This window comes from Rhizobium sp. NZLR1b, from assembly GCF_019685155.1.
In the GTDB taxonomy this organism is placed as follows: Bacteria; Pseudomonadota; Alphaproteobacteria; order Rhizobiales; family Rhizobiaceae; genus Rhizobium.
Window position 1 is genome coordinate 185,296 of record NZ_JABDWC010000009.1, and the last position, 18,386, is coordinate 203,681.

13 protein-coding genes and 1 tRNA gene are annotated in these 18,386 nt (G+C 60.8%); 11 read left to right on the forward strand and 3 right to left on the reverse strand.

Annotation, left to right across the window (positions count from 1 at the left end; all coding sequences use genetic code 11):
* Positions 1-255 precede the first annotated feature (255 nt).
* Positions 256-329 (forward strand) — tRNA-Cys (locus HJB84_RS15730).
* A 73-nt stretch (positions 330-402) separates the two neighbouring features.
* Here HJB84_RS15730 and HJB84_RS15735 read toward each other — a convergent pair.
* Positions 403-705, reverse strand: a complete 303-nt coding sequence (locus HJB84_RS15735; RefSeq protein ID WP_221116313.1) for a KTSC domain-containing protein — start codon at positions 703-705, stop codon at positions 403-405.
* A 535-nt stretch (positions 706-1,240) separates the two neighbouring features.
* On the opposite strand from HJB84_RS15735, the gene HJB84_RS15740 reads away from it, so the two are divergent.
* From HJB84_RS15740 to exoR, 6 genes are all read left to right on the forward strand, one after another.
* Positions 1,241-1,906, forward strand: a complete 666-nt coding sequence (locus HJB84_RS15740) for a protein-L-isoaspartate O-methyltransferase (RefSeq protein ID WP_221116314.1) — start codon at positions 1,241-1,243, stop codon at positions 1,904-1,906.
* Between the two features lie 352 nt (positions 1,907-2,258).
* Entirely contained in the window at positions 2,259-3,131 is an 873-nt protein-coding gene (locus HJB84_RS15745) for a DUF2497 domain-containing protein (RefSeq protein ID WP_221116315.1), read from the forward strand.
* Positions 3,132-3,246: 115 nt separating this feature from the next.
* Entirely contained in the window at positions 3,247-6,090 is a 2,844-nt protein-coding gene (locus HJB84_RS15750) for a valine--tRNA ligase (protein ID WP_221116316.1), read from the forward strand.
* A 400-nt stretch (positions 6,091-6,490) separates the two neighbouring features.
* Positions 6,491-7,768 (forward strand): OmpP1/FadL family transporter, encoded by a 1,278-nt coding sequence (locus tag HJB84_RS15755; protein WP_207583959.1) that lies wholly within the window; start codon positions 6,491-6,493, stop codon positions 7,766-7,768.
* 139 nt (positions 7,769-7,907) lie between these two features.
* Positions 7,908-8,468 carry a hypothetical protein gene (locus tag HJB84_RS15760; RefSeq protein ID WP_246762742.1) on the forward strand — a complete coding sequence of 187 codons (561 nt, stop codon included), beginning with the start codon at positions 7,908-7,910 and terminating at the stop codon, positions 8,466-8,468.
* 19 nt (positions 8,469-8,487) lie between these two features.
* Complete coding sequence (exoR, locus tag HJB84_RS15765; protein WP_207583960.1) at positions 8,488-9,291, forward strand: exopolysaccharide production regulator ExoR; 804 nt, start codon at positions 8,488-8,490, stop codon at positions 9,289-9,291.
* A gap of 17 nt (positions 9,292-9,308) precedes the next feature.
* Here exoR and xth read toward each other — a convergent pair whose 3' ends face one another.
* Positions 9,309-10,100 carry an exodeoxyribonuclease III gene (gene xth, locus HJB84_RS15770; RefSeq protein ID WP_207583961.1) on the reverse strand — a complete coding sequence of 264 codons (792 nt, stop codon included), beginning with the start codon at positions 10,098-10,100 and terminating at the stop codon, positions 9,309-9,311.
* A 231-nt stretch (positions 10,101-10,331) separates the two neighbouring features.
* Positions 10,332-10,664, reverse strand: coding sequence for an iron-sulfur cluster insertion protein ErpA (gene erpA, locus HJB84_RS15775; RefSeq protein WP_164009248.1), 333 nt, complete (start codon positions 10,662-10,664; stop codon positions 10,332-10,334).
* A 222-nt stretch (positions 10,665-10,886) separates the two neighbouring features.
* Between erpA and HJB84_RS15780 the strand changes: the two genes are divergently transcribed.
* From HJB84_RS15780 to nagZ, 4 genes are all read left to right on the forward strand, one after another.
* Entirely contained in the window at positions 10,887-12,104 is a 1,218-nt protein-coding gene (locus tag HJB84_RS15780; protein ID WP_207583962.1) for a deoxyguanosinetriphosphate triphosphohydrolase, read from the forward strand.
* Between the two features lie 64 nt (positions 12,105-12,168).
* Entirely contained in the window at positions 12,169-13,926 is a 1,758-nt protein-coding gene (argS, locus tag HJB84_RS15785; protein ID WP_221116317.1) for an arginine--tRNA ligase, read from the forward strand.
* 61 nt (positions 13,927-13,987) lie between these two features.
* The gene (locus HJB84_RS15790; protein ID WP_221116318.1) at positions 13,988-17,257 is read left to right on the forward strand and encodes an SPOR domain-containing protein; all 3,270 of its coding nucleotides are present in this window, start codon (positions 13,988-13,990) and stop codon (positions 17,255-17,257) included.
* Positions 17,258-17,371: 114 nt separating this feature from the next.
* Positions 17,372-18,385, forward strand: coding sequence for a beta-N-acetylhexosaminidase (gene nagZ / locus HJB84_RS15795; RefSeq protein WP_207583965.1), 1,014 nt, complete (start codon positions 17,372-17,374; stop codon positions 18,383-18,385).
* The last annotated feature ends 1 nt before the right edge of the window (position 18,386 follow it).

An 18,386-nucleotide genomic window follows, 5' to 3' on the forward strand; every position in this document is an offset into this window, starting at 1 on the left:
CTCCTATCACCCTCCCGGGGGCAATATGAGGCCAACAGCACGATCGTCAAGCTGACAATTCGTTTCAAATGCAAACATTGGCAGGAAATAGGGCATCGTCACGGCCATGGAAATCCCAGCCTGCGCCCGCGCCGTTCCGGGATGGGAAAATGGCCTTTTCGGCAGCAGCGGAATGGCGTTTTTCCGAAATGCCCTCTTGCGATTTCCTTACGATCATTCTAAACGCTCGCCACGGCTCAGATAACGAGCGCGTGAGGCCTCGTGGCGGAGTGGTGACGCAGAGGACTGCAAATCCTTGTACCCCGGTTCAATTCCGGGCGAGGCCTCCAAAATTTTCCACACGACGTATACCGCCTGGCTGCGGCCGGTTAAGCGACGAGGCGTCGCGTCTGAAACGCACGGCTACCAGATCCGCGGGCGGGCCGAAAAATCGAACTGCGACGGATTGATTCCCCTGAGGCGGTGAAGCGCCTTCAGGCCGCCCTTGCGGATTTGCGCCTGATATTCCAGATCGCTTGATCCAGACCCGCTACCGATTTCGGGACCAGCGCCGAGCAGCCGTCGCATGGCCCGCGGCGAAACGCCGGTGAAGCTGCGAATGTCGCCGCTGCTGTATTTGATCAGCAGCAGGCGGGCATCGGCATTGTAGTGAAGCGCTTCTATATCACGCGATTTTATCAGAAAGGTTTGCATGCGCACACCCATAGCGAAAGGTGAGGGCGCCGCAACAAAATGGTTGACGTAACGTTAATGTGCGTGAGGTGGTCGAGGCTGGAAGCGCTGGCTACTGTTGGCAACATGCGTAGCGGGCAGCGGGTCTCGCCCGTGATTTCAAACGAACCAAGCGCAAATCAAACCCGCGTCTGCCTGCATGAGATTGATGCAGACGATATGCCGGGAATCTCTGAGCGCCCTTCGGCGCCCAATCACTTCAGGGTCGTTTCGCCGTCAAGCAGCCCGCAGCAGAATATGCCGATGAGTGCTGCGACGATGAAAAAATCGAACAGCGAGAAATACTCGAAAATCGCAGACATGGCCTGCTCCTCCTTATTTCCTCCGTTGAGGATCATAACATGACGGGGCAGGGGATTCCACGTTTGCGTTGCAGCGCTTCAATCCCCCTGTGGCGCGGAAGATGCGCCTGCCGGATTCTTTACGCCGGAGGCTGCCAAGCCTTGAAAGCATCCGTGGCGGGGATTAAGAGACGAAGGATAGGAACCGCTTTCAAGAGCCAGAGGACATGATGGATTTCGAAGCAGCGCGCGCAAAGATGGTCGACACCCAGGTTCGCACGACGGACGTTACCTCGCATTCCGTGCTGACTGCGTTTCTCTCCGTGCCGCGTGAGGCATTCGTGCCGGAGAAGGCGAAGCTGCTGGCTTACATCGACAACGATGTCGAGATATCGCCCGCAGCACCGGGAAAGCCGGCCCGATTCCTGATGGAGGCATCGCCGCTCGCCAAGCTGCTGCAGCTGGCCGCGATCACCAAGAATGATTTCGTCCTCGAAGTCGGTTGCGGTACGGGTTACGCATCGGCGCTGCTGTCGATCATTGCCGGCTCCGTCATCGCGCTCGAATGCGATGAGACGCTGGCCGCCGAGGCGAAGGCGCAGCTTTCCGGCTATGCCAAAGTCGAAGTCGTGACCGGACCACTCGAAAAGGGCTACGCTGCCGGCGCTCCCTATGATCTGATCTTCGTCAATGGCGCAGTCGAGGAGGTTCCGGCAGCTCTTCTCGGTCAATTGCGTGATGGCGGCCGTTTGATCACCGTCGAAGGTTACGGCAATGCTGCCCGCGCCAAGGTATTCGTCGCCGAGCGCGGCGCCGTTTCGGAAAACGTCTTCTTCAATGCCTCCGTGAAGCCGCTGCCCGGTTTCGCCAAGGCGCGAGAATTCGTTTTCTGAGGCGGTTTTGTCGATGAATTCAGCAACGGGCGTCAATGGGGCCTGTCAGACCGGCTAATAGGCCTGCCTATTTCTCCGTCGCAGATCCTCGGCACAAGGCCGAGGATGACGCTGAGTAAAGAGCAAGGCTTGTCATTAATACTCGGTTTTTGTTCGTGCCGCTGGAAAGCCTTCACAAACATGAATTACCCTGACGCCGCCAGGTCGCAAACATCGGGTAACAAAACTGTGCATGGCCGCATTCATTTGATTCGCGATGATTTTTTTCCCGCCTGGGGTATTCTAAGGTCGTGGTGATTCGGGTGAACGCTCCACATCATCCGGTCGTTGTTTTTGGATAACGGGGATTGAAATGGCTCAGCCAGGTGTAGCGCGTGAACCGTCCATGGAAGAAATTCTGGCCTCCATTCGCCAGATCATCGAAAGCAATGAGCCCGGCGCCGGCAAGGCGATCTCCGCATCCCTGCCGCCGGTCTACGGCGCCGATGAGGATGAGAACGGCTCCGAAATCCATCTGACGGTGGATGACACCTATGCGGGCGTGGAGTTCCCCGAACCGGCCATGCGCTCCTCCGATCCGCGTTTCGTCGCCGCCAATTCGGCCGGCACCGCCCCTGAAGCAGAAGTGCCGGCCCGCGCCCTGTCGCTTGCCGATGTCGCCGCCCGCGTGCGCGCCGCCTCCGAGCGCAGCGCCGTGCAGGCCGGTCAGGCACTGCGTGAGATTCCGAGCGGCTTCCGCCAGCCCGAACCGCAGCCGGCAGTGATGCCGGAGCCGCCGCGTGCAGCAGCACCGCAGCCGCAGCCGGCGCAGCCTGTTTTTCCTCCGGCTAGCGTTGCACCCGTTCCGCAGGCGGTGATCGAGCAGCCGGCCGAGCCGGTCTATGCGGAAGCACCGCGGGTCGCAATCGACGAGCCGGCGCCCGCCGTCGAAACAATGCCGCCGGTTTTGGAACCCGCACAGTCGTCGGCCGAACGTTTTCTGCCGAGCGTCATGGACGAGGTCCAGCCGACGCTGCTTTCACAGGATGCCGGTCTGCAGATCAGCCGCTCTTTCGAGGAGCTCGCCGCCGCGATCGACGGTGCGGAGCGCCGCTCGCTGGACGAGATTGCAGAGGATATGCTGCGCCCGATGCTGCGCGAATGGTTGGACGACAATCTGCCGACGCTGGTCGAGCGGTTGGTGCGTGAAGAGATCGAGCGCGTGGCGCGCGGCCCGCGCCGCTGATCGGATTGCTTTTTCCTGAAAAGCCGCTCCGGTCTCCGGGGCGGCTTTTTTATTGACTTGCCGGTAGCCATCCTATTTACAAACGCCATCCTCGAACCTCGAAATTGGTCAGAAAATGCTCGACAAGACCTATGATTCAGCTGCCGTCGAACCCAAAATCGCTGCAAAATGGGATGAGGACGACGCCTTCCGCGCCGGCGCGAACGCCAAGCCCGGGGCCGAGACCTTCACCATCGTCATCCCGCCGCCGAACGTTACCGGTTCGCTGCACATGGGCCATGCGCTCAACAACACGTTGCAGGACATCATGGTTCGCTTCGAGCGCATGCGCGGCAAGGACGTGCTCTGGCAGCCGGGCATGGACCATGCCGGCATCGCCACGCAGATGGTCGTCGAGCGCAAGCTGATGGAACAGCAGCTGCCCGGCCGCCGCGAAATGGGCCGCGACGCCTTCATCGACAAGGTCTGGGAGTGGAAGGCTGAATCGGGTGGCCTGATCTTCAACCAGCTGAAGCGCCTTGGTGCCTCATGCGACTGGTCGCGCGAACGCTTCACCATGGACGAGGGCCTGTCGAAGGCCGTCCTCGAAGTTTTCGTCACACTCTACAAGGAAGGCCTGATTTACAAGGACAAGCGCCTCGTCAATTGGGACCCCAAACTCCTGACTGCCATTTCCGACATGGAGGTCGAGCAGCACGAGGTAAAGGGCCATCTCTGGCATCTGCGCTATCCGCTAGAGCCGGGTGTCACCTACCAATATCCGATTGCATTCGACGAGGAAGGCAAGCCGACCGAATTCGAGACGCGTGACTATATTGTCGTCGCGACAACGAGGCCGGAGACGATGCTGGGTGATACCGGCATTGCCGTCAACCCCGAAGACGAGCGGTATGAATCGATCGTCGGCAAGCATGTCATCCTGCCGATCGTCGGCCGCAAGGTACCGATCGTCGCTGATTCCTATGCCGATCCGACGGCCGGCACGGGCGCGGTGAAGATCACGCCTGCGCATGATTTCAACGACTTCGAGGTCGGCAAACGCGCGAAGCTGCGTACCATCAATGTCATGAATGTCGATGCCACGATTACCATCAAGGAGAACGAGGACTTCCTCGAAGGTCTCGACAATCCGGCAGCGCTGCATGGCGCCTGGGACCGTCTGGAAGGACAGGACCGTTTCTTCGCGCGCAAGATCATCGTCGAGATTTTCGAAGAGGCCGGCCTCGTCGACAAGATCGAGCCGCACAAGCACATGGTGCCGCACGGCGACCGCGGCGGCGTGCCTATCGAGCCGCGGCTGACTGAACAATGGTTTGTCGACAACAAGACGTTGGGACAACCCGCGCTGGAATCCGTTCGCGAGGGAAGAACCAGGTTCATTCCCAGGAACTGGGAAAACACCTATTTCAACTGGCTGGAGAACATCGAGCCGTGGTGTATTTCTCGCCAGCTCTGGTGGGGGCATCAGATTCCCGCCTGGTATGGCCCGGACGGCCAGGTCTTTGTCGAACAGACAGAGGAAGAGGCGCTGCAGGCGGCGATCCAGCATTACCTCTCGCATGAAGGACCAATGAAGGCTTATGTCGAGGACCTGCTCGAAAACTTCAAGCCGGGCGAGATCCTGACGCGGGATGAGGACGTGCTCGACACATGGTTCTCCTCCGCGCTCTGGCCATTCTCGACACTCGGTTGGCCGGACGAAACGCCGGAACTCGCACGCTATTATCCGACGAGTGTTCTGGTCACCGGTTTCGATATCATCCCGTTCTGGGTCGTTCGCATGATGCAGATGGGCCTGCATTTCATGAAGGACGAGAATGGCGATCCTGTCGAACCCTTCCATACGATCTACATTCACGCGCTGGTGCGCGACAAGAATGGGCAGAAGATGTCGAAGTCCAAGGGCAACGTCATTGATCCCCTGGAACTGATCGATGAATATGGCGCCGACGCGCTGCGTTTCACGCTGGCGATCATGGCGGCGCAGGGCCGCGACGTGAAGCTCGATCCGGCCCGCATCGCCGGCTATCGCAACTTCGGCACAAAACTCTGGAACGCCACGCGCTTCGCCGAGATGAACGGTGTCAAGAGCGACCCGCATTTTGTGCCCGAGGCGGCCGAACTCACCATCAACCGCTGGATCCTGACGGAGCTTGCCCGTACGGAACGTGACGTTACGGAAGCGCTTGAAGCCTTCCGCTTCAACGATGCCGCCGGCGCGCTCTATCGCTTCGTCTGGAACGAGGTCTGCGACTGGTATCTCGAGCTCCTGAAGCCGGTCTTCAATGGTGAGGACGAGGGTGCCAAAGCCGAGGCCCAGGCCTGCAGCGCCTATATTCTCGAAGAGATCTACAAGCTGCTGCATCCCTTCATGCCCTTCATGACCGAAGAGCTTTGGGCCCATACGGCAGGCGAGGGCAAAGAGCGCGACACCTTGGTCTGCCATGCCGAATGGCCGTCGCCCTCCTATGCCGACGACGCGGCCGCCGACGAGATCAACTGGCTGATCGACCTCGTCTCCGGCATCCGCTCAGTACGCGCCGAAATGAACGTACCGCCGTCGGCCACAGCCCCGCTCGTCGTCGTCAAGGCCAACAACCTGACGCGCGAACGTCTGTTCCGCCATGACGCCGCCATCAAGCGGCTTGCCCGTGTCGAGGCAATATCGCTGGCCGACGATGCGCCGAAGGGGGCTGCTCAGATCGTCGTCGCGGAGGCTACCATCTGCCTGCCGCTCGGCAATCTGATCGACCTTTCCGCCGAAAAGGCCCGTCTCGAAAAGGCGATCGCCAAAATGGAAGGTGAGATTTCGCGCATCAACGGCAAACTCTCAAACGAGAAGTTCGTCGCCAACGCCAATCCCGAAGTGGTCGAGGCCGAACGCGAGCGCCTCGACGAGCTGAAGGGCCAGATCGCCAGCTTGAACACTGCCCTCTCCAGGGTAAGCGAAGCCGGGTAAGGTTCATCGCCCGTTTTGGTATTTTATTTCAAAGGCGCGTCCCTCCTCGGGCGCGTCTTTTTCATTGGTTTCGGCGCGCGTGATTCGGCCTGAAAGCGGCTGATTTCAGGCGCTGAGCCTGTGGATTACGGCTGGACGGACCTCCTGGGGGTGAAAACTGCCACTGTTGTCGGATTGATACAGCTTCTGCAATGTTTGGAATGAAAACCCAAAAGCCCATCTTAAAACCGATAACCTGGGAATAAAATTTTATTAACCAGATTTTTTGACGTGTCCGTCAATTTCTTTACGTAAGCTAGTCGCTGCAATGCCTGGAAGCGCTGCCGTGGCGCGCGTTGCCATGTCGAGCGAACACTTACTAGAGTGACGTGACATCAATTGCTGGAGTGGGGGAGACACAATGGCATCGCGTAGGTTTTCCAAGGGCGTAACGTCGCTCGTTCTTTTTTCGTCGCTTGCATCGCCGTCCTTCGCCGGCGGTCTGGAGCGCGGCGGATACAATATCGACCTTCTCTTCGACAATTCGCGGTTCTCGGTGCAATCCGGTGCGACCTATGTCATGCCGCAGCGCAGGCTGACGAACGTCAAGGACACCAAAGCCTCGGACGGCCTCGGCACCAACGGCATCGGCGGTGGTTCGACCACAGCGGATGAGACGGAGGATTACTGGGTCCCCTATCTCGGGGTAAAGGTTGGTTTCGGAGACGCCATCGACTGCTTGGGCGATTATTCAACGCCCTTCGGCGCACACACCAATCCCGGCACTGATTGGCTGGGCGTCAACAACAACATCGAAACCAAGATCAGCACCCGCAACTACGGTGCCACTTGCTCCTATCGTTTCGACATGGGTCCCGGACAGCTTCGCCTGATCGGTGGCGGATTCTACCAGACGGTCGAGGGGTTCAAGACGCGCCTCGTCGCCCCGATCACCACTCTGCCGGCCGCACTAATCTATGACGGCACTGGCCGTCTGGACCTTGCCGACCAGGCTTGGGGATGGCGGGCGGGCGTCGCCTACGAAATCCCGGAATATGCCTTTCGCGCCAGCCTGGTCTATAACAGCAAGGTCAAGTATGACGATCTCACGGGCACGGTCGACTTGACCGAGGTGCCGAAGGCCGTCAGTCCCACCAATCCCTACCTCGGTATCGTCACGCCCGTCTACGGTTCGGCCGAAGCGCCCGATTCCGTCGAGTTGAAGCTGCAGAGCGGCATTGCCCCCGACTGGCTTGCCTTCGGTTCGGTCAAGTGGACGAACTGGAGCGTGCTTCAGTCGATCGCCTTCTGCCCGAAGGCCACCAAGGGCGTCGTCGCCTGCAACGCCGGCAGCCAACTCACCTCGCTCGACCTCTTGTATCGCGACGGCTGGACGATCAGCGGCGGCGTCGGCCACAAGTTCAACGACCAATGGGCAGGCGCCCTCAGCCTGACCTGGGATCGCGGCACAAGCCAGGGCTACGGCGCCCAAACCGACACGTGGACGCTTGGCGCAGGTGTTTCCTATACGCCGGTCGAAAACGTCGAATGGCGTCTGGCCGGTGCGCTCGGCATCATGACCGCCGGTGAATCCGGCACCTTCGTCTATAACGGCAAGACTTACGGCGACGACGTCTCTTATTCCTTCGGCGACGATCTGGTGGCGGCGCTTTCCACCAGCGTAAAGATCAAGTTCTGACCCTGCGTCCCAAGTAGAGGTTTGAGAGCCCGGCAGTCTGCCGGGCTTTTTTTGAGCACTCCGTAAGACAAATGGACGTTCTGATTTGTGACGATTCAGCAACACTTTTTTACGACGATTGCCGTAAGGTGGCAGCGGGGTGAAATTGTCCATTTCCCGCCACAAAGAGGGCGCAGCGCTATTTGCGGGCAAGGTGATGGGCAGGCTTACGGTGCGTGTAAATAGTAGCATGGGTCGATTTTTTTCCGGCAACAACAGATCGCGCGATACGATTGGCAACAATCGTTTGATTGCGGCCGTTTCGCTTTCTGCACAAGGCTGTTGCGACCGCCAATCCGGTCTCACGGCGGCGCCGTCGAGCCGTTCTTTGTTGTCGTTTTCGGCCCGCTCGGATGAGCGGCACGGCTTTCCTGGAGATGTCGATACCGGTTTCGTCACATTTGTTGTTTACGATTATGGTGAAGGCGGGAAGGCGGATGCCGCAACTGTCGAAAGCCTGCCACGGAGATTGCTGTCGGGCCATGCCGTGAGCCGGGTGGTTCTGAATGATGCGCTGAAAATTCGGCCTTCGAGAGAGGGCCAGTGGGCTGGATGCGACGCGGGCAAAGGAGCCATGGAGCTCGCCGCGGGATCGCTCGCCTCGAAGAAATACATCCGCGGAATGCACAGCGCGAGCGCCGCTGCTTCCTGCCTGCGATGAGCGAAAGAAATCGGTTGAAATGGTGACGTCCGAGTTCAGACTGTTCAAATTCATGCTGATGGGCATGTCGATGGCCGTAGCGCTGGCGCTGTCCGGCCCGGTCCGCGCATTTGACATCAAGGCGGGCGTCAGCAAGGAATCCGGACCCTTCGACCTCTTCAAGTTCGGCTTCAAGGCCTATAAGAACGGACAGAAGGAAGAGGCGGTCGAAGCCTATAAATACGCTGCTGAAAAGGGGCACACCGGCTCACGCTGGGCGCTCGCCAATATGTATGCCGATGGCGACGGTGTCACGCAGGATGATTTCGAAGCCTTCAAGATTTACAGCGAAATCGCCCAGCAGGGCGTCGAACCGGGCTCGGAAGATACCGGCTTCTTTGTCAACGCGCTGCTGTCGCTCGCCAATTATTACAAACACGGCATATCAGGCAGTCCGGTCCGGATCGACCTCAGCCAGGCGCGCCAGCTTTATTTTCAGGTGGCCTCCACCTTTGGCGTCCCCGAGGCGCAGTTCCAGCTGGCGCAGATGATGCTGGCCGGCGAGGGCGGCAATTCCAGCCCGCAGCAGGCGAAGAAATGGCTGAACCAGGCCCGCAAGAGCGGTCACCCAGGCGCCATGGCGGTCTTCGGCAATATTCTTTTCGACGAGGGCCAGACGGCCCGCGGCCTGGCGCTGATGACGGCCGCGCTCGACCGCTGCAAGCCCAAGGATTGCAGCTGGATGGAAGCGCTGCAGGAACAGGCCTTCTCCGTTGCCAATGAGGCCGACCGCCGCACGGCGGTATCCCTCTCGCACAGCATCGCAACTAGCTCCGACGACTAGTATCAAGGCGAAAAGCCTCAGGCCGTGAAATCGAAATAAGCGATGACCGGTACGTGGTCGGACGGCTTTTCCCAGGCCCGCACGTGTTTTTCGATTGCAGCCGACGTCATCCGGTCGGCGGCCTCAGGCGACAGCAGCAGATGATCGATGCGGATGCCGTTGTTCTTCGGCCATGCGCCGGCTTGATAATCCCAGAAGGAATAGAGCTGCGTCGCATCCGTCGTCACGCGCACGGCATCCGTCAGCCCGAGATTTTCGAGCCGGCGGAACGCCTCCCGCGTCTGCGGCAGAAACAGCGCATCGCTTTCCCAGACCTTGGGATCGAAGCAGTCGTGCGGTTCCGGGATGACATTGTAATCGCCGGCAAGGACCAGCATCTCCTCATAGGCCAGCCGCTCGGCTGCAAACGTCCGCAGGCGCTCCATCCAGGCGAGCTTGTAGGGATATTTTTCCGTGTCGACAGGATTGCCGTTCGGCAGGTAGAGGCAGCAGACGCGCAGGATACGTGTGTCGGGCAGGGTGAACACCGCTTCGATGAAGCGGGATTGTTCGTCCAGCGGATCGCCGGGCAGGCCGCGGTTCACTTCGGAAGGTGAACTCTTCGAGAGAATGGCCACACCGTTGAAGCCCTTCTGACCGTGCGTCTCGACGTGATAACCGAGCGCCTCGATCTCGAGCCTTGGAAAACCTTCGTCGACCGTTTTGATCTCCTGCAGGCAAACGATATCCGGATCGGAATCCTTGAGCCATTGCGTAAGATTGTCGATGCGCGCCTTGACGCCATTGATGTTCCAGGTCGCGATCTTCATGGCTCTGTCCCGTTGCGCATAATGCATGTCGCCCAGAAATGTGCAGCGGTTCTGGATAACGGCATGCATAAAAACAAAAGAACTAAAGCGCGCCGCATGAATCAGCTTCGAGGCGGTGCGCTTTAGTGCGCTTCTTTTATCGTGGTCTTTCGTCGTCGGACAAGACGGTAAACCGGCCGAAAGCATTATCTTCGGCCGGTTCGATGGGGAGAACGCAGTGCGTTCGGATCTTCAGATCGAGAAGCTGGTGCCACAACCGCAGCTTGCCACTGCGTTCGGGTTCTTGATCTGGAAGGATTGACCGAGCAGATTGTCGACGAAGTCGATCTCGGAACCCGCCATGTAGACGAGCGAAAGGCTGTCGATCAGCACCTTGGCATTGTTCTTTTCGACGACGACGTCGTCGTCATCAGCGCTGTCGGCAAGGTCGAACTTGTAGGAAAAGCCCGAGCAGCCGCCGCCTTCGACGGAGACGCGCAGCGCGCTCTTGCCGGCCTCGGCGCCGACGATCGCAGCGATACGCTTTGCTGCGGCATCTGAAAGGGTTACACTCGTATCCGTCATGTTTCCTCCTGCCGGGGTCAAGATCCGGAGAGAATGGGTTTTGGCACTCGAATATTCAAATGCCTGATATCAAACAAACTTATCATGATCTTCGTAAAAAGGCCATGATGCGCCGAGGTGGTTGAGAAAGCACCTCTTTGCCGTTTCTTCGGGCTATAGGTATGAAGAGCGCAAAGCGGCGTCAATGGGCAGATGCGGCAACATGCAGGATGACGGTGAACAATGACGATCGATAGGCGTGCTTTGGGTTTCGGCAGCGGTGAAAGGGCGGTCTATGCGGCCGACCCCTGGACGACGCGCGGACGGCTTTATCAGGAGGATGAAAGCCCGACGCGCTCCGACTTCCAGCGCGACCGTGACCGCATCGTCCATACCACCGCCTTCCGACGGCTGAAGCACAAGACCCAGGTCTTCATCGCTCAGGACGGCGATCATTACCGTACCCGGCTCACGCACACGATCGAGGTGGCGCAGATTGCCCGCGCGCTCGCCCGCGCCCTGAAGCTCGACGAGGATCTGGCCGAGGGCGTGGCGCTCGTGCACGATTTCGGCCACACGCCGTTCGGTCATACCGGCGAGGACGCGCTGCACGAGGTGCTGCTGCCCTATGGCGGCTTCGACCACAATGCACAATCGCTGCGCATCGTGACCAAGCTGGAGCGGCGTTATGCCGAATTCGACGGCATCAACCTGACATGGGAAAGCCTCGAAGGTCTGGTCAAGCACAATGGTCCGCTGCTGACGCCCGAAGGTGTCGGCACGCGCGGTCCCGTTCCACAGCCGATCCTCGATTATTGCGAGCTGCACGATCTCGAGCTTGCAACCTATGCCAGCCTCGAGGCCCAAGTCGCGGCGATCGCCGACGACATCGCCTATAACACCCACGATATCGACGACGGCCTGCGCTCCGGCTACCTGACTTTCGATATGCTGGAGGAAATCCCGTTTCTCGCCGGGCTGATGGCCGAGGTCAGGGCGCGATACCCGCATCTGGAGCCGAGCCGCTTCACCCATGAGATCATGCGCCGGCAGATCACCCGCATGGTCGAAGACGTGATCGGCGTCGCGCAGGCACGCCTTTCCCTGCTGCGCCCCGAGAGCGCAGCCGACATTCGCGGTGCCGACCGGGTTATCGCCACGTTTTCCGATCACATGGCCGAGACCGACAGGCTGATCAAGGCGATGCTCTTCAAACGTATCTACCGCAATCCCGATATCATGCGCATCCGTGCGGGTGCGGCGCAGATCGTCACCGATCTCTTTGCCGCCTACATGGCCAATCCCAAGGAGATGCAGAGCCACTACTGGGTCGATCATATCGCCGGCCTGTCGGATGCGCCGAAGGCCCGCCATGTCGGCGATTATCTCGCCGGCATGACCGACACCTATGCGATCAGCGCCCACAGGCGATTGTTTGACCAGACTCCGGATTTGCGATAGGCAGCGGTCGCCCCGCCGAAGGCCGATTTAAGCCTTTGGCACAGCCTATGCATGGAAGAGTGTGATGAACCTTTTTACCGACTTCGAAGCCAGGATCAAAACCGCCCTTGAACAGATCGATCTGGTCAGGGAAAAGCGATCCGAGCTCGATTTCGGCCGCATCGCCGTCGAGCCGCCACGTGACGCGAGCCATGGCGATGTCGCGACCAATGCCGCCATGGTGCTGGCAAAACCGCTCGGAACCAACCCGCGCGCGCTGGCCGACATCATCATCGCCAAGCTCAGGGAGGATGCCGACATCGCCGAGGTTTCGGTCGCCGGCCCGGGTTTCATCAACATCCGTCTGGCCGTCGGCTACTGGCAGCGGCTGCTCGCTGCGATGATCGGCGCCAGCATCGATTACGGCCGCTCGACGCTTGGTGAGGGCCGGAAGGTCAACGTCGAATATGTCTCGGCCAATCCGACCGGCCCGATGCATGTCGGCCATTGCCGCGGTGCCGTCGTCGGTGATGCGCTCGCCAACCTGCTCGCCTTTGCTGGTTACGACGTCGAGAAGGAATACTATATCAACGATGCCGGCTCGCAGATCGACGTGCTCGCCCGTTCGGTTTTCCTGCGCTATCGCGAAGCGCTCGGCGAAAAGATCGGCGAAATTCCCTCGGGTCTCTATCCAGGCGACTATCTCGTGCCCGTCGGCCAGTCGCTTGCCGCCGATTACGGCGTACGGCTGCACAACATGCCGGAAGACCAATGGATGCCGATCGTCAAGGATCGCACCATCGATGCGATGATGGTGATGATCCGCGAAGACCTGGCGGCGCTGAACGTCCATCATGACGTCTTCTTCTCCGAGCGCACGCTGCATGCCCATGGTGCAGCCGCGATCCGCACGGCGATTAACGACCTGACCTTCAAGGGCTTTGTCTACAAAGGCACGCTGCCGCCACCGAAGGGACAACTGCCTGAGGATTGGGAGGATCGCGAACAGACGCTGTTCCGCTCGACCGAAGTCGGTGACGATATCGACCGGCCACTGATCAAGTCGGATGGCTCCTACACCTATTTCGCCGCCGACGTCGCCTACTTCAAGAACAAGTTCGACCGCGGTTTCGACGAGATGATCTATGTGCTTGGCGCCGACCATGGCGGCTACGTCAAGCGCCTGGAAGCGGTTGCACGTGGCGTTTCGGACGGTAAGGCGAAACTGACGGTGCTGCTCTGCCAGCTCGTCAAGCTCTATCGCAACGGCGAGCCGGTGAAGATGTCGAAGCGCTCGGGCGATTTCGTTACGCTTCGGGAAGTGGTCGAGGAGGTCGGTCGTGATTCGGTGCGTTTCATGATGCTTTATCGCAAGAATTCCGAGCCGCTCGACTTCGATTTCGCCAAAGTGACGGAACAGTCGAAAGATAATCCGGTTTTTTACGTGCAATATGCGCATGCCCGCTGCATGTCGGTCTTCCGGCAGGCGAGGGAGGCTTTTGGCGACCTCGATGTTTCGCCCGCCGAACTGGCGCAAACCGTTGCAGGCATTGGCGATCCGGCCGAATTGCAGCTCGTCGCCAAGCTCGCCGAATTCCCGCGGATCGTCGAGGCTGCAGCCCAGTCACAGGAGCCGCATCGGGCCGCTTTTTACCTCTACGACCTCGCTAGTTCTTTCCATGCGCACTGGAACAAAGGTAAAGATCAGCCGGAATTACGATTTGTTAATGATAAAAACCGAGAATCAACTATTGCCAGACTTGGGCTGGTGTACGCCGTCGCGTCGGTTTTGAAGTCGGGACTTGCCATTACAGGCACTGCCGCACCGGACGAAATGCGATAACGTCACCATTTCCCCACAATGCGCTGGCAATTCAGAGTTGGCGTTTGCGAGTGGGATAGGCATGGCTGATAAACAACTTGCGTATGATACGCGCGGAAAAGATGACCTGTTTGCCGACGATGATCCGTTGGCCGAACTTGCCCGTATCGTCGGCTTCGAACCCCGTGTTGCAGCAAACACGATAACCGAGCCCGCGCGGCAGGAGCCCGCCCTCGATCTCGAGGACGAGCTTGGCCGCGAGTTCGACCGTTACGATTCGCCACGTCCGCTCGCAGAGCTCGACCGGCCAGCCGAGCCGATCTCTGACGACGTCATCCCCGAAGATTACATTGAGCCCGTTCTCGATGTTTCTCCGGCTGCCGAGAGGCCGGAGGTTGCAGAGCCGGTTTCCGTCGCCTCCGTTGAGGCTGAGGAAGCAACTGTGCCTGCAGCAAGCAACTGGGATGCGCCCGCCGCCGACCCGGCGGCTTGGCCGCAGCAGCTTTCCGTCGAGCCCGCTCTCGAGACGCCGGTGCAATCGGCTATCGGCGGTGCCCGCGACCTGATCGAGGAGCTTGAGCTGTCGATCGGTGCTGCTCCGGTCTCTTCGCTGCCGCAGCCCGCCAAGGCGCCGCAGTGGTCGGCCGCCAGCATCAGGTTGCCGCTTGCCAATTTCCACGCCGCGAAACGCGAGGAATCGGTTGTTCCGCCGAAGCCCGAACCTGTGGTCGAAGCAGCCGCAGCGCCGGTGGCTGAAGCGCATTCCGCCGATCTGCCCGCTGCAGAGCCGCAGCCCGTAATCGAGCAGTCCGCCCCCGCCGTCGAGCAGTTGGCCCCCATCGTCGCTGCCGAGCCGTCCGAGGAATTCGAATCCGCGTCTCCGTCGCTCGGCTTCCCCGCCGAGCTCGATCGCCACGACGAGGTGATCGCGTCGGAAGAGGTTGCCGAGGTCGAGGACTTCGTCGAAATCGAAGACGATCTGGAAGATTTCGGGTCCGACGCCGGTTTCGATCTCATTGCCGCCGCCGTCGAAGGCGAGATCCAGGCCGATGCCGCGCTGACCGAGGTCGTGCCCGACGTTCCGCACACTGCCGGCACTTTCGATCTTGACGATCTGCTCGCCGACGTCTCGCGTTATCCGGTACCGCAACGCCCCAATCCGGCGACGGTTTCGCCGCAGGCCGAATCGATCGAGGCAGCCCCCGTTGCCGCTGCATTTGTCCAGCCGCAAGTGATCGCGCCGGCACCGGTCGCCGCGGCTGCCGTTGGGCCTGCTCCGGTCGAGCCGGCTCCGGTCTATGCTGCTGAAGCCGTAACGGTCGCGCCGCAGCTTGCCGAGGTCGCTGCACCTCAGCCTGCCGCGACGGCATATTCGCGGGCACCGCAACCTGTACCGGAAGCCGACGATCCCTTCGCCGGCCATGATTTCGAGCTGGATCTTGCCGGCATCGAGCTGGAACTCGCCGATCTCGATTTCTCCGAACGGCCAGAGTTGGCTCCGGCTGAGCCCGCGCCGCAACTGGAGCCGGCAGTCCGTGCTCCCGAGCAGGTCGCTGCCGTCTCGCCTCGGCCCGCCGCCGTTTTTGCGCCTGAGCCACAAATTCCTGCTTTCCAGCAGGCGGCTTCCGCCCCTGCACGGCCCGCTCCGGCTGTCGTTGCTGAGTCCCACGTTCGGGCTCAGGCTCAGGTTCCAACTCCGGCTCCGGCCTTCAACTGGACGCCTGTCGCTGACTCGACCGAAGACTTGCCGTTTGATCCGGCGATGATCTCCGATCCGGAGGATCGTCCTGAGGCTGTCGAGGACATGCACGTGCCGGCGCTACCGCCGGTCGAGCAGCCAGCTCCGGTCGCGAAAACTCAGGATTTCGATTTTGATCTCGACGCGGAGATCGCGAGCTTCTTCGAACCGGCCAAGCCGCGGGAAAACCCGGCGCTGGCCACGGATACGGCTGCCGCAGCGGCAAAGGTGGTCAAGCCCACCATCGCCGATGGCCTCGATGATTTCGAACGGGCGCTGGAGGAGGATTTCCGCCGCAGCGTGCGCGAGCCGGTCGAGCGCCGCGAAACCTCCGAAGTTCGGATTGAGTCGGCAAGCCAGGCGGCTGATTTCAGCCGGGCCCGGTCGATGCGCCGGCTGCTTGCCGGAGCCGTCGTGCTCGTGGTCTTCGCCGGCGTCGGTTACGGTGTCTATTCCTCCGTCTGGAACGGCGAGGGGCTCGGCATCGTCGCATCGGGCGAGCCGCGCGTGATCGCCGCCGACAAGGAGCCGGTCAAGGTGGTTCCGGAAAATCCCGGCGGCAAGACCGTGCCGAACCAGGACAAGGCGGTCTACGACCGTGTTGCCGGTTCTGCCGAGGAGCCGAAGCAGAAGGCGTTGGTTTCTTCCGACGAGGCGCCGGTCGATGTCGTCCAGCGCACGCTGACACCGGAAGCGCTGCCTGAGGACGACGAGAACGCCAACCCGAGTGATCAGGTCACACCGACCGCAGTCGGTGAGACGGAGGATCCTCGGCTGCTGCCGAACCAGGACAATGCCGAAAACGCGCCCGCCAGCGATGCCGACAAGGCGCCGTCCGTTTCGCCGCGCAAGGTCCGCACGATGATCGTCAAGCCCGATGGCACGCTGGTCGCCCGCGAGGAACCAGCAGCCGTCGACCAGCCGGCTGCCCCGGTGACATCGTCTGCTCAGCCGATGCCGGCGTTGACGGCCCCGTCGGCGCAATCGGCTTCGCCGGTGCCGCCGGTAGGCGGAACGGCCGCAAGCTTCCCGTCAAGCGCCGAGGTTGCTTCCGCCGATGCTCGTTCTGCAGCACCTGCCGAAACGACGCCGGCACAGCCGCCGCTGACAGGTGGCGCCGACACGCAGGCTGCAAATCCCGCCCCGGTCCAACCGCCGGTGCGCCCGGTCAAGACCGGGGCGATGACCGATACCGCTCCGGTTCCGATCGCCCGTCCGGCCGAGCAGCCCGTCAACGTTGTCGGCACCGTGACCGAGAAGGGCAATGTCCGACCGCCGGCACAGCAGCCGAAGCCGGCACAGCAGCCGAAGACGACTGAGGTCGCGGCCGCAGCACCGGTCGCCGCTCAGCCGCAGCAGGCCGCGTCCGCCGGCGGCTACGGCATCCAGATCGCCTCATTGCCGTCGCAAGACGAGGCGACCAAATCCTATGCCAACCTGTCGAAGAAATTCGCCGGTGTGCTTGGTGGCCGCGCACATGAGATCCGCAAGGCCGATATCGCCGGCAAGGGCACTTTCTACCGTGTCCGTATTCCTGCCGGTTCCAAGGACGAGGCCGCAGCGCTCTGCGAACAGTATCGCGCAGCGGGCGGCAGCTGCCTGATCTCCAAGTAGTCTCGGGTTTGAATGGAATAACAAGAGCGGCGGGCCGGATCGGTCCGCCGCTCTTTTTTGTGCATCGCTTTCGACCTTGCTCGCATTTGGCCGGGCGCCGTCTATGATTCTCAAATGACCGAATCAAAAGCGATGATCCTTGGCTGCAGTGGCCTTTCCCTCACATCCGAAGAGAAAGCCTTCTATCGGGGCGAACGGCCCTGGGGCTTCATCCTCTTCGGGCGCAACATCTCGGAGGCAGGTCAGATTACCGATCTTGTCGCCGAACTGCGTGACAGCGTCGGCTGGCATGCACCGGTGCTGATCGACCAGGAGGGCGGCCGTGTCCAGCGCATCCGGCCACCCATTCTCAAGCGTTATCCCTCAGGCCGGGAACTCGGCGATCTCTATCGCCGCGACCCAGGGCTCGGCCTGCGCGCCGCATGGGCGATGTCGCGGCTGCACGCCTTCGACCTTTCGAGCCTCGGCATCGATGTCGATTGTCTGCCGGTGCTCGATGTGCCGGTCGAGGGCAGCAGCAATGTCATCGGCGACCGCGCCTATGGCGGCGATCTCGAGACCGTCATCGCGATGGGCCGGGCGGCTGCCGAGGGGCTGAAGGCCGGCGGCCTGTTGCCGGTGATGAAGCATGTTCCCGGCCACGGCCGCGGCTTTGCGGACTCACATCTGGAACTTCCTGTCGTCACCGTCTCGCGCGATGAGTTGGAAGCCCATGACTTCCCACCCTTCGTCGCGATGAAAGACGAGTTGATGGCGATGACCTGCCACGTCGTCTTCACCGCCATCGATCCCGATAATCCGGCGACAACGTCGCGCAAAGTGACCGACGGTATCATCCGCGAGCATATCGGCTTTACCGGTCTGCTGCTCTCCGACGACAGCTCGATGAATGCTCTTTCCGGCACGATCGGTCAACGGGCGGCGAATATCATTGCAGGCGGATGCGATATCGTGCTGCATTGCAACGGCCATATGGACGAGATGCGCGAGGTCGTGGCAAATGTTCCGCAGATCGCCGGTCAATCGCTTGTCCGCGCAAAAGCGGTGGAGGCGGGCTTCACGGCAGCAGATGCCGCCGACGAAGCGGAATTGAGGGCAGAATTCGAGGCGATGTTTGCGACGGTCTGAT

Bases quoted from the DNA above. Each gene is read 5' to 3' on its own strand.
- HJB84_RS15735 (WP_221116313.1), bottom strand. From the start codon at position 705: ATGGGTGTGCGCATGCAAACCTTTCTGATAAAATCGCGTGATATAGAA.
- HJB84_RS15740 (WP_221116314.1), top strand. From the start codon at position 1,241: ATGATGGATTTCGAAGCAGCGCGCGCAAAGATGGTCGACACCCAGGTT.
- HJB84_RS15745 (WP_221116315.1), top strand. From the start codon at position 2,259: ATGGCTCAGCCAGGTGTAGCGCGTGAACCGTCCATGGAAGAAATTCTG.
- HJB84_RS15750 (WP_221116316.1), top strand. From the start codon at position 3,247: ATGCTCGACAAGACCTATGATTCAGCTGCCGTCGAACCCAAAATCGCT.
- HJB84_RS15755 (WP_207583959.1), top strand. From the start codon at position 6,491: ATGGCATCGCGTAGGTTTTCCAAGGGCGTAACGTCGCTCGTTCTTTTT.
- exoR (WP_207583960.1), top strand. From the start codon at position 8,488: ATGGTGACGTCCGAGTTCAGACTGTTCAAATTCATGCTGATGGGCATG.
- xth (WP_207583961.1), bottom strand. From the start codon at position 10,100: ATGAAGATCGCGACCTGGAACATCAATGGCGTCAAGGCGCGCATCGAC.
- erpA (WP_164009248.1), bottom strand. From the start codon at position 10,664: ATGACGGATACGAGTGTAACCCTTTCAGATGCCGCAGCAAAGCGTATC.
- HJB84_RS15780 (WP_207583962.1), top strand. From the start codon at position 10,887: ATGACGATCGATAGGCGTGCTTTGGGTTTCGGCAGCGGTGAAAGGGCG.
- argS (WP_221116317.1), top strand. From the start codon at position 12,169: ATGAACCTTTTTACCGACTTCGAAGCCAGGATCAAAACCGCCCTTGAA.
- HJB84_RS15790 (WP_221116318.1), top strand. From the start codon at position 13,988: ATGGCTGATAAACAACTTGCGTATGATACGCGCGGAAAAGATGACCTG.
- nagZ (WP_207583965.1), top strand. From the start codon at position 17,372: ATGACCGAATCAAAAGCGATGATCCTTGGCTGCAGTGGCCTTTCCCTC.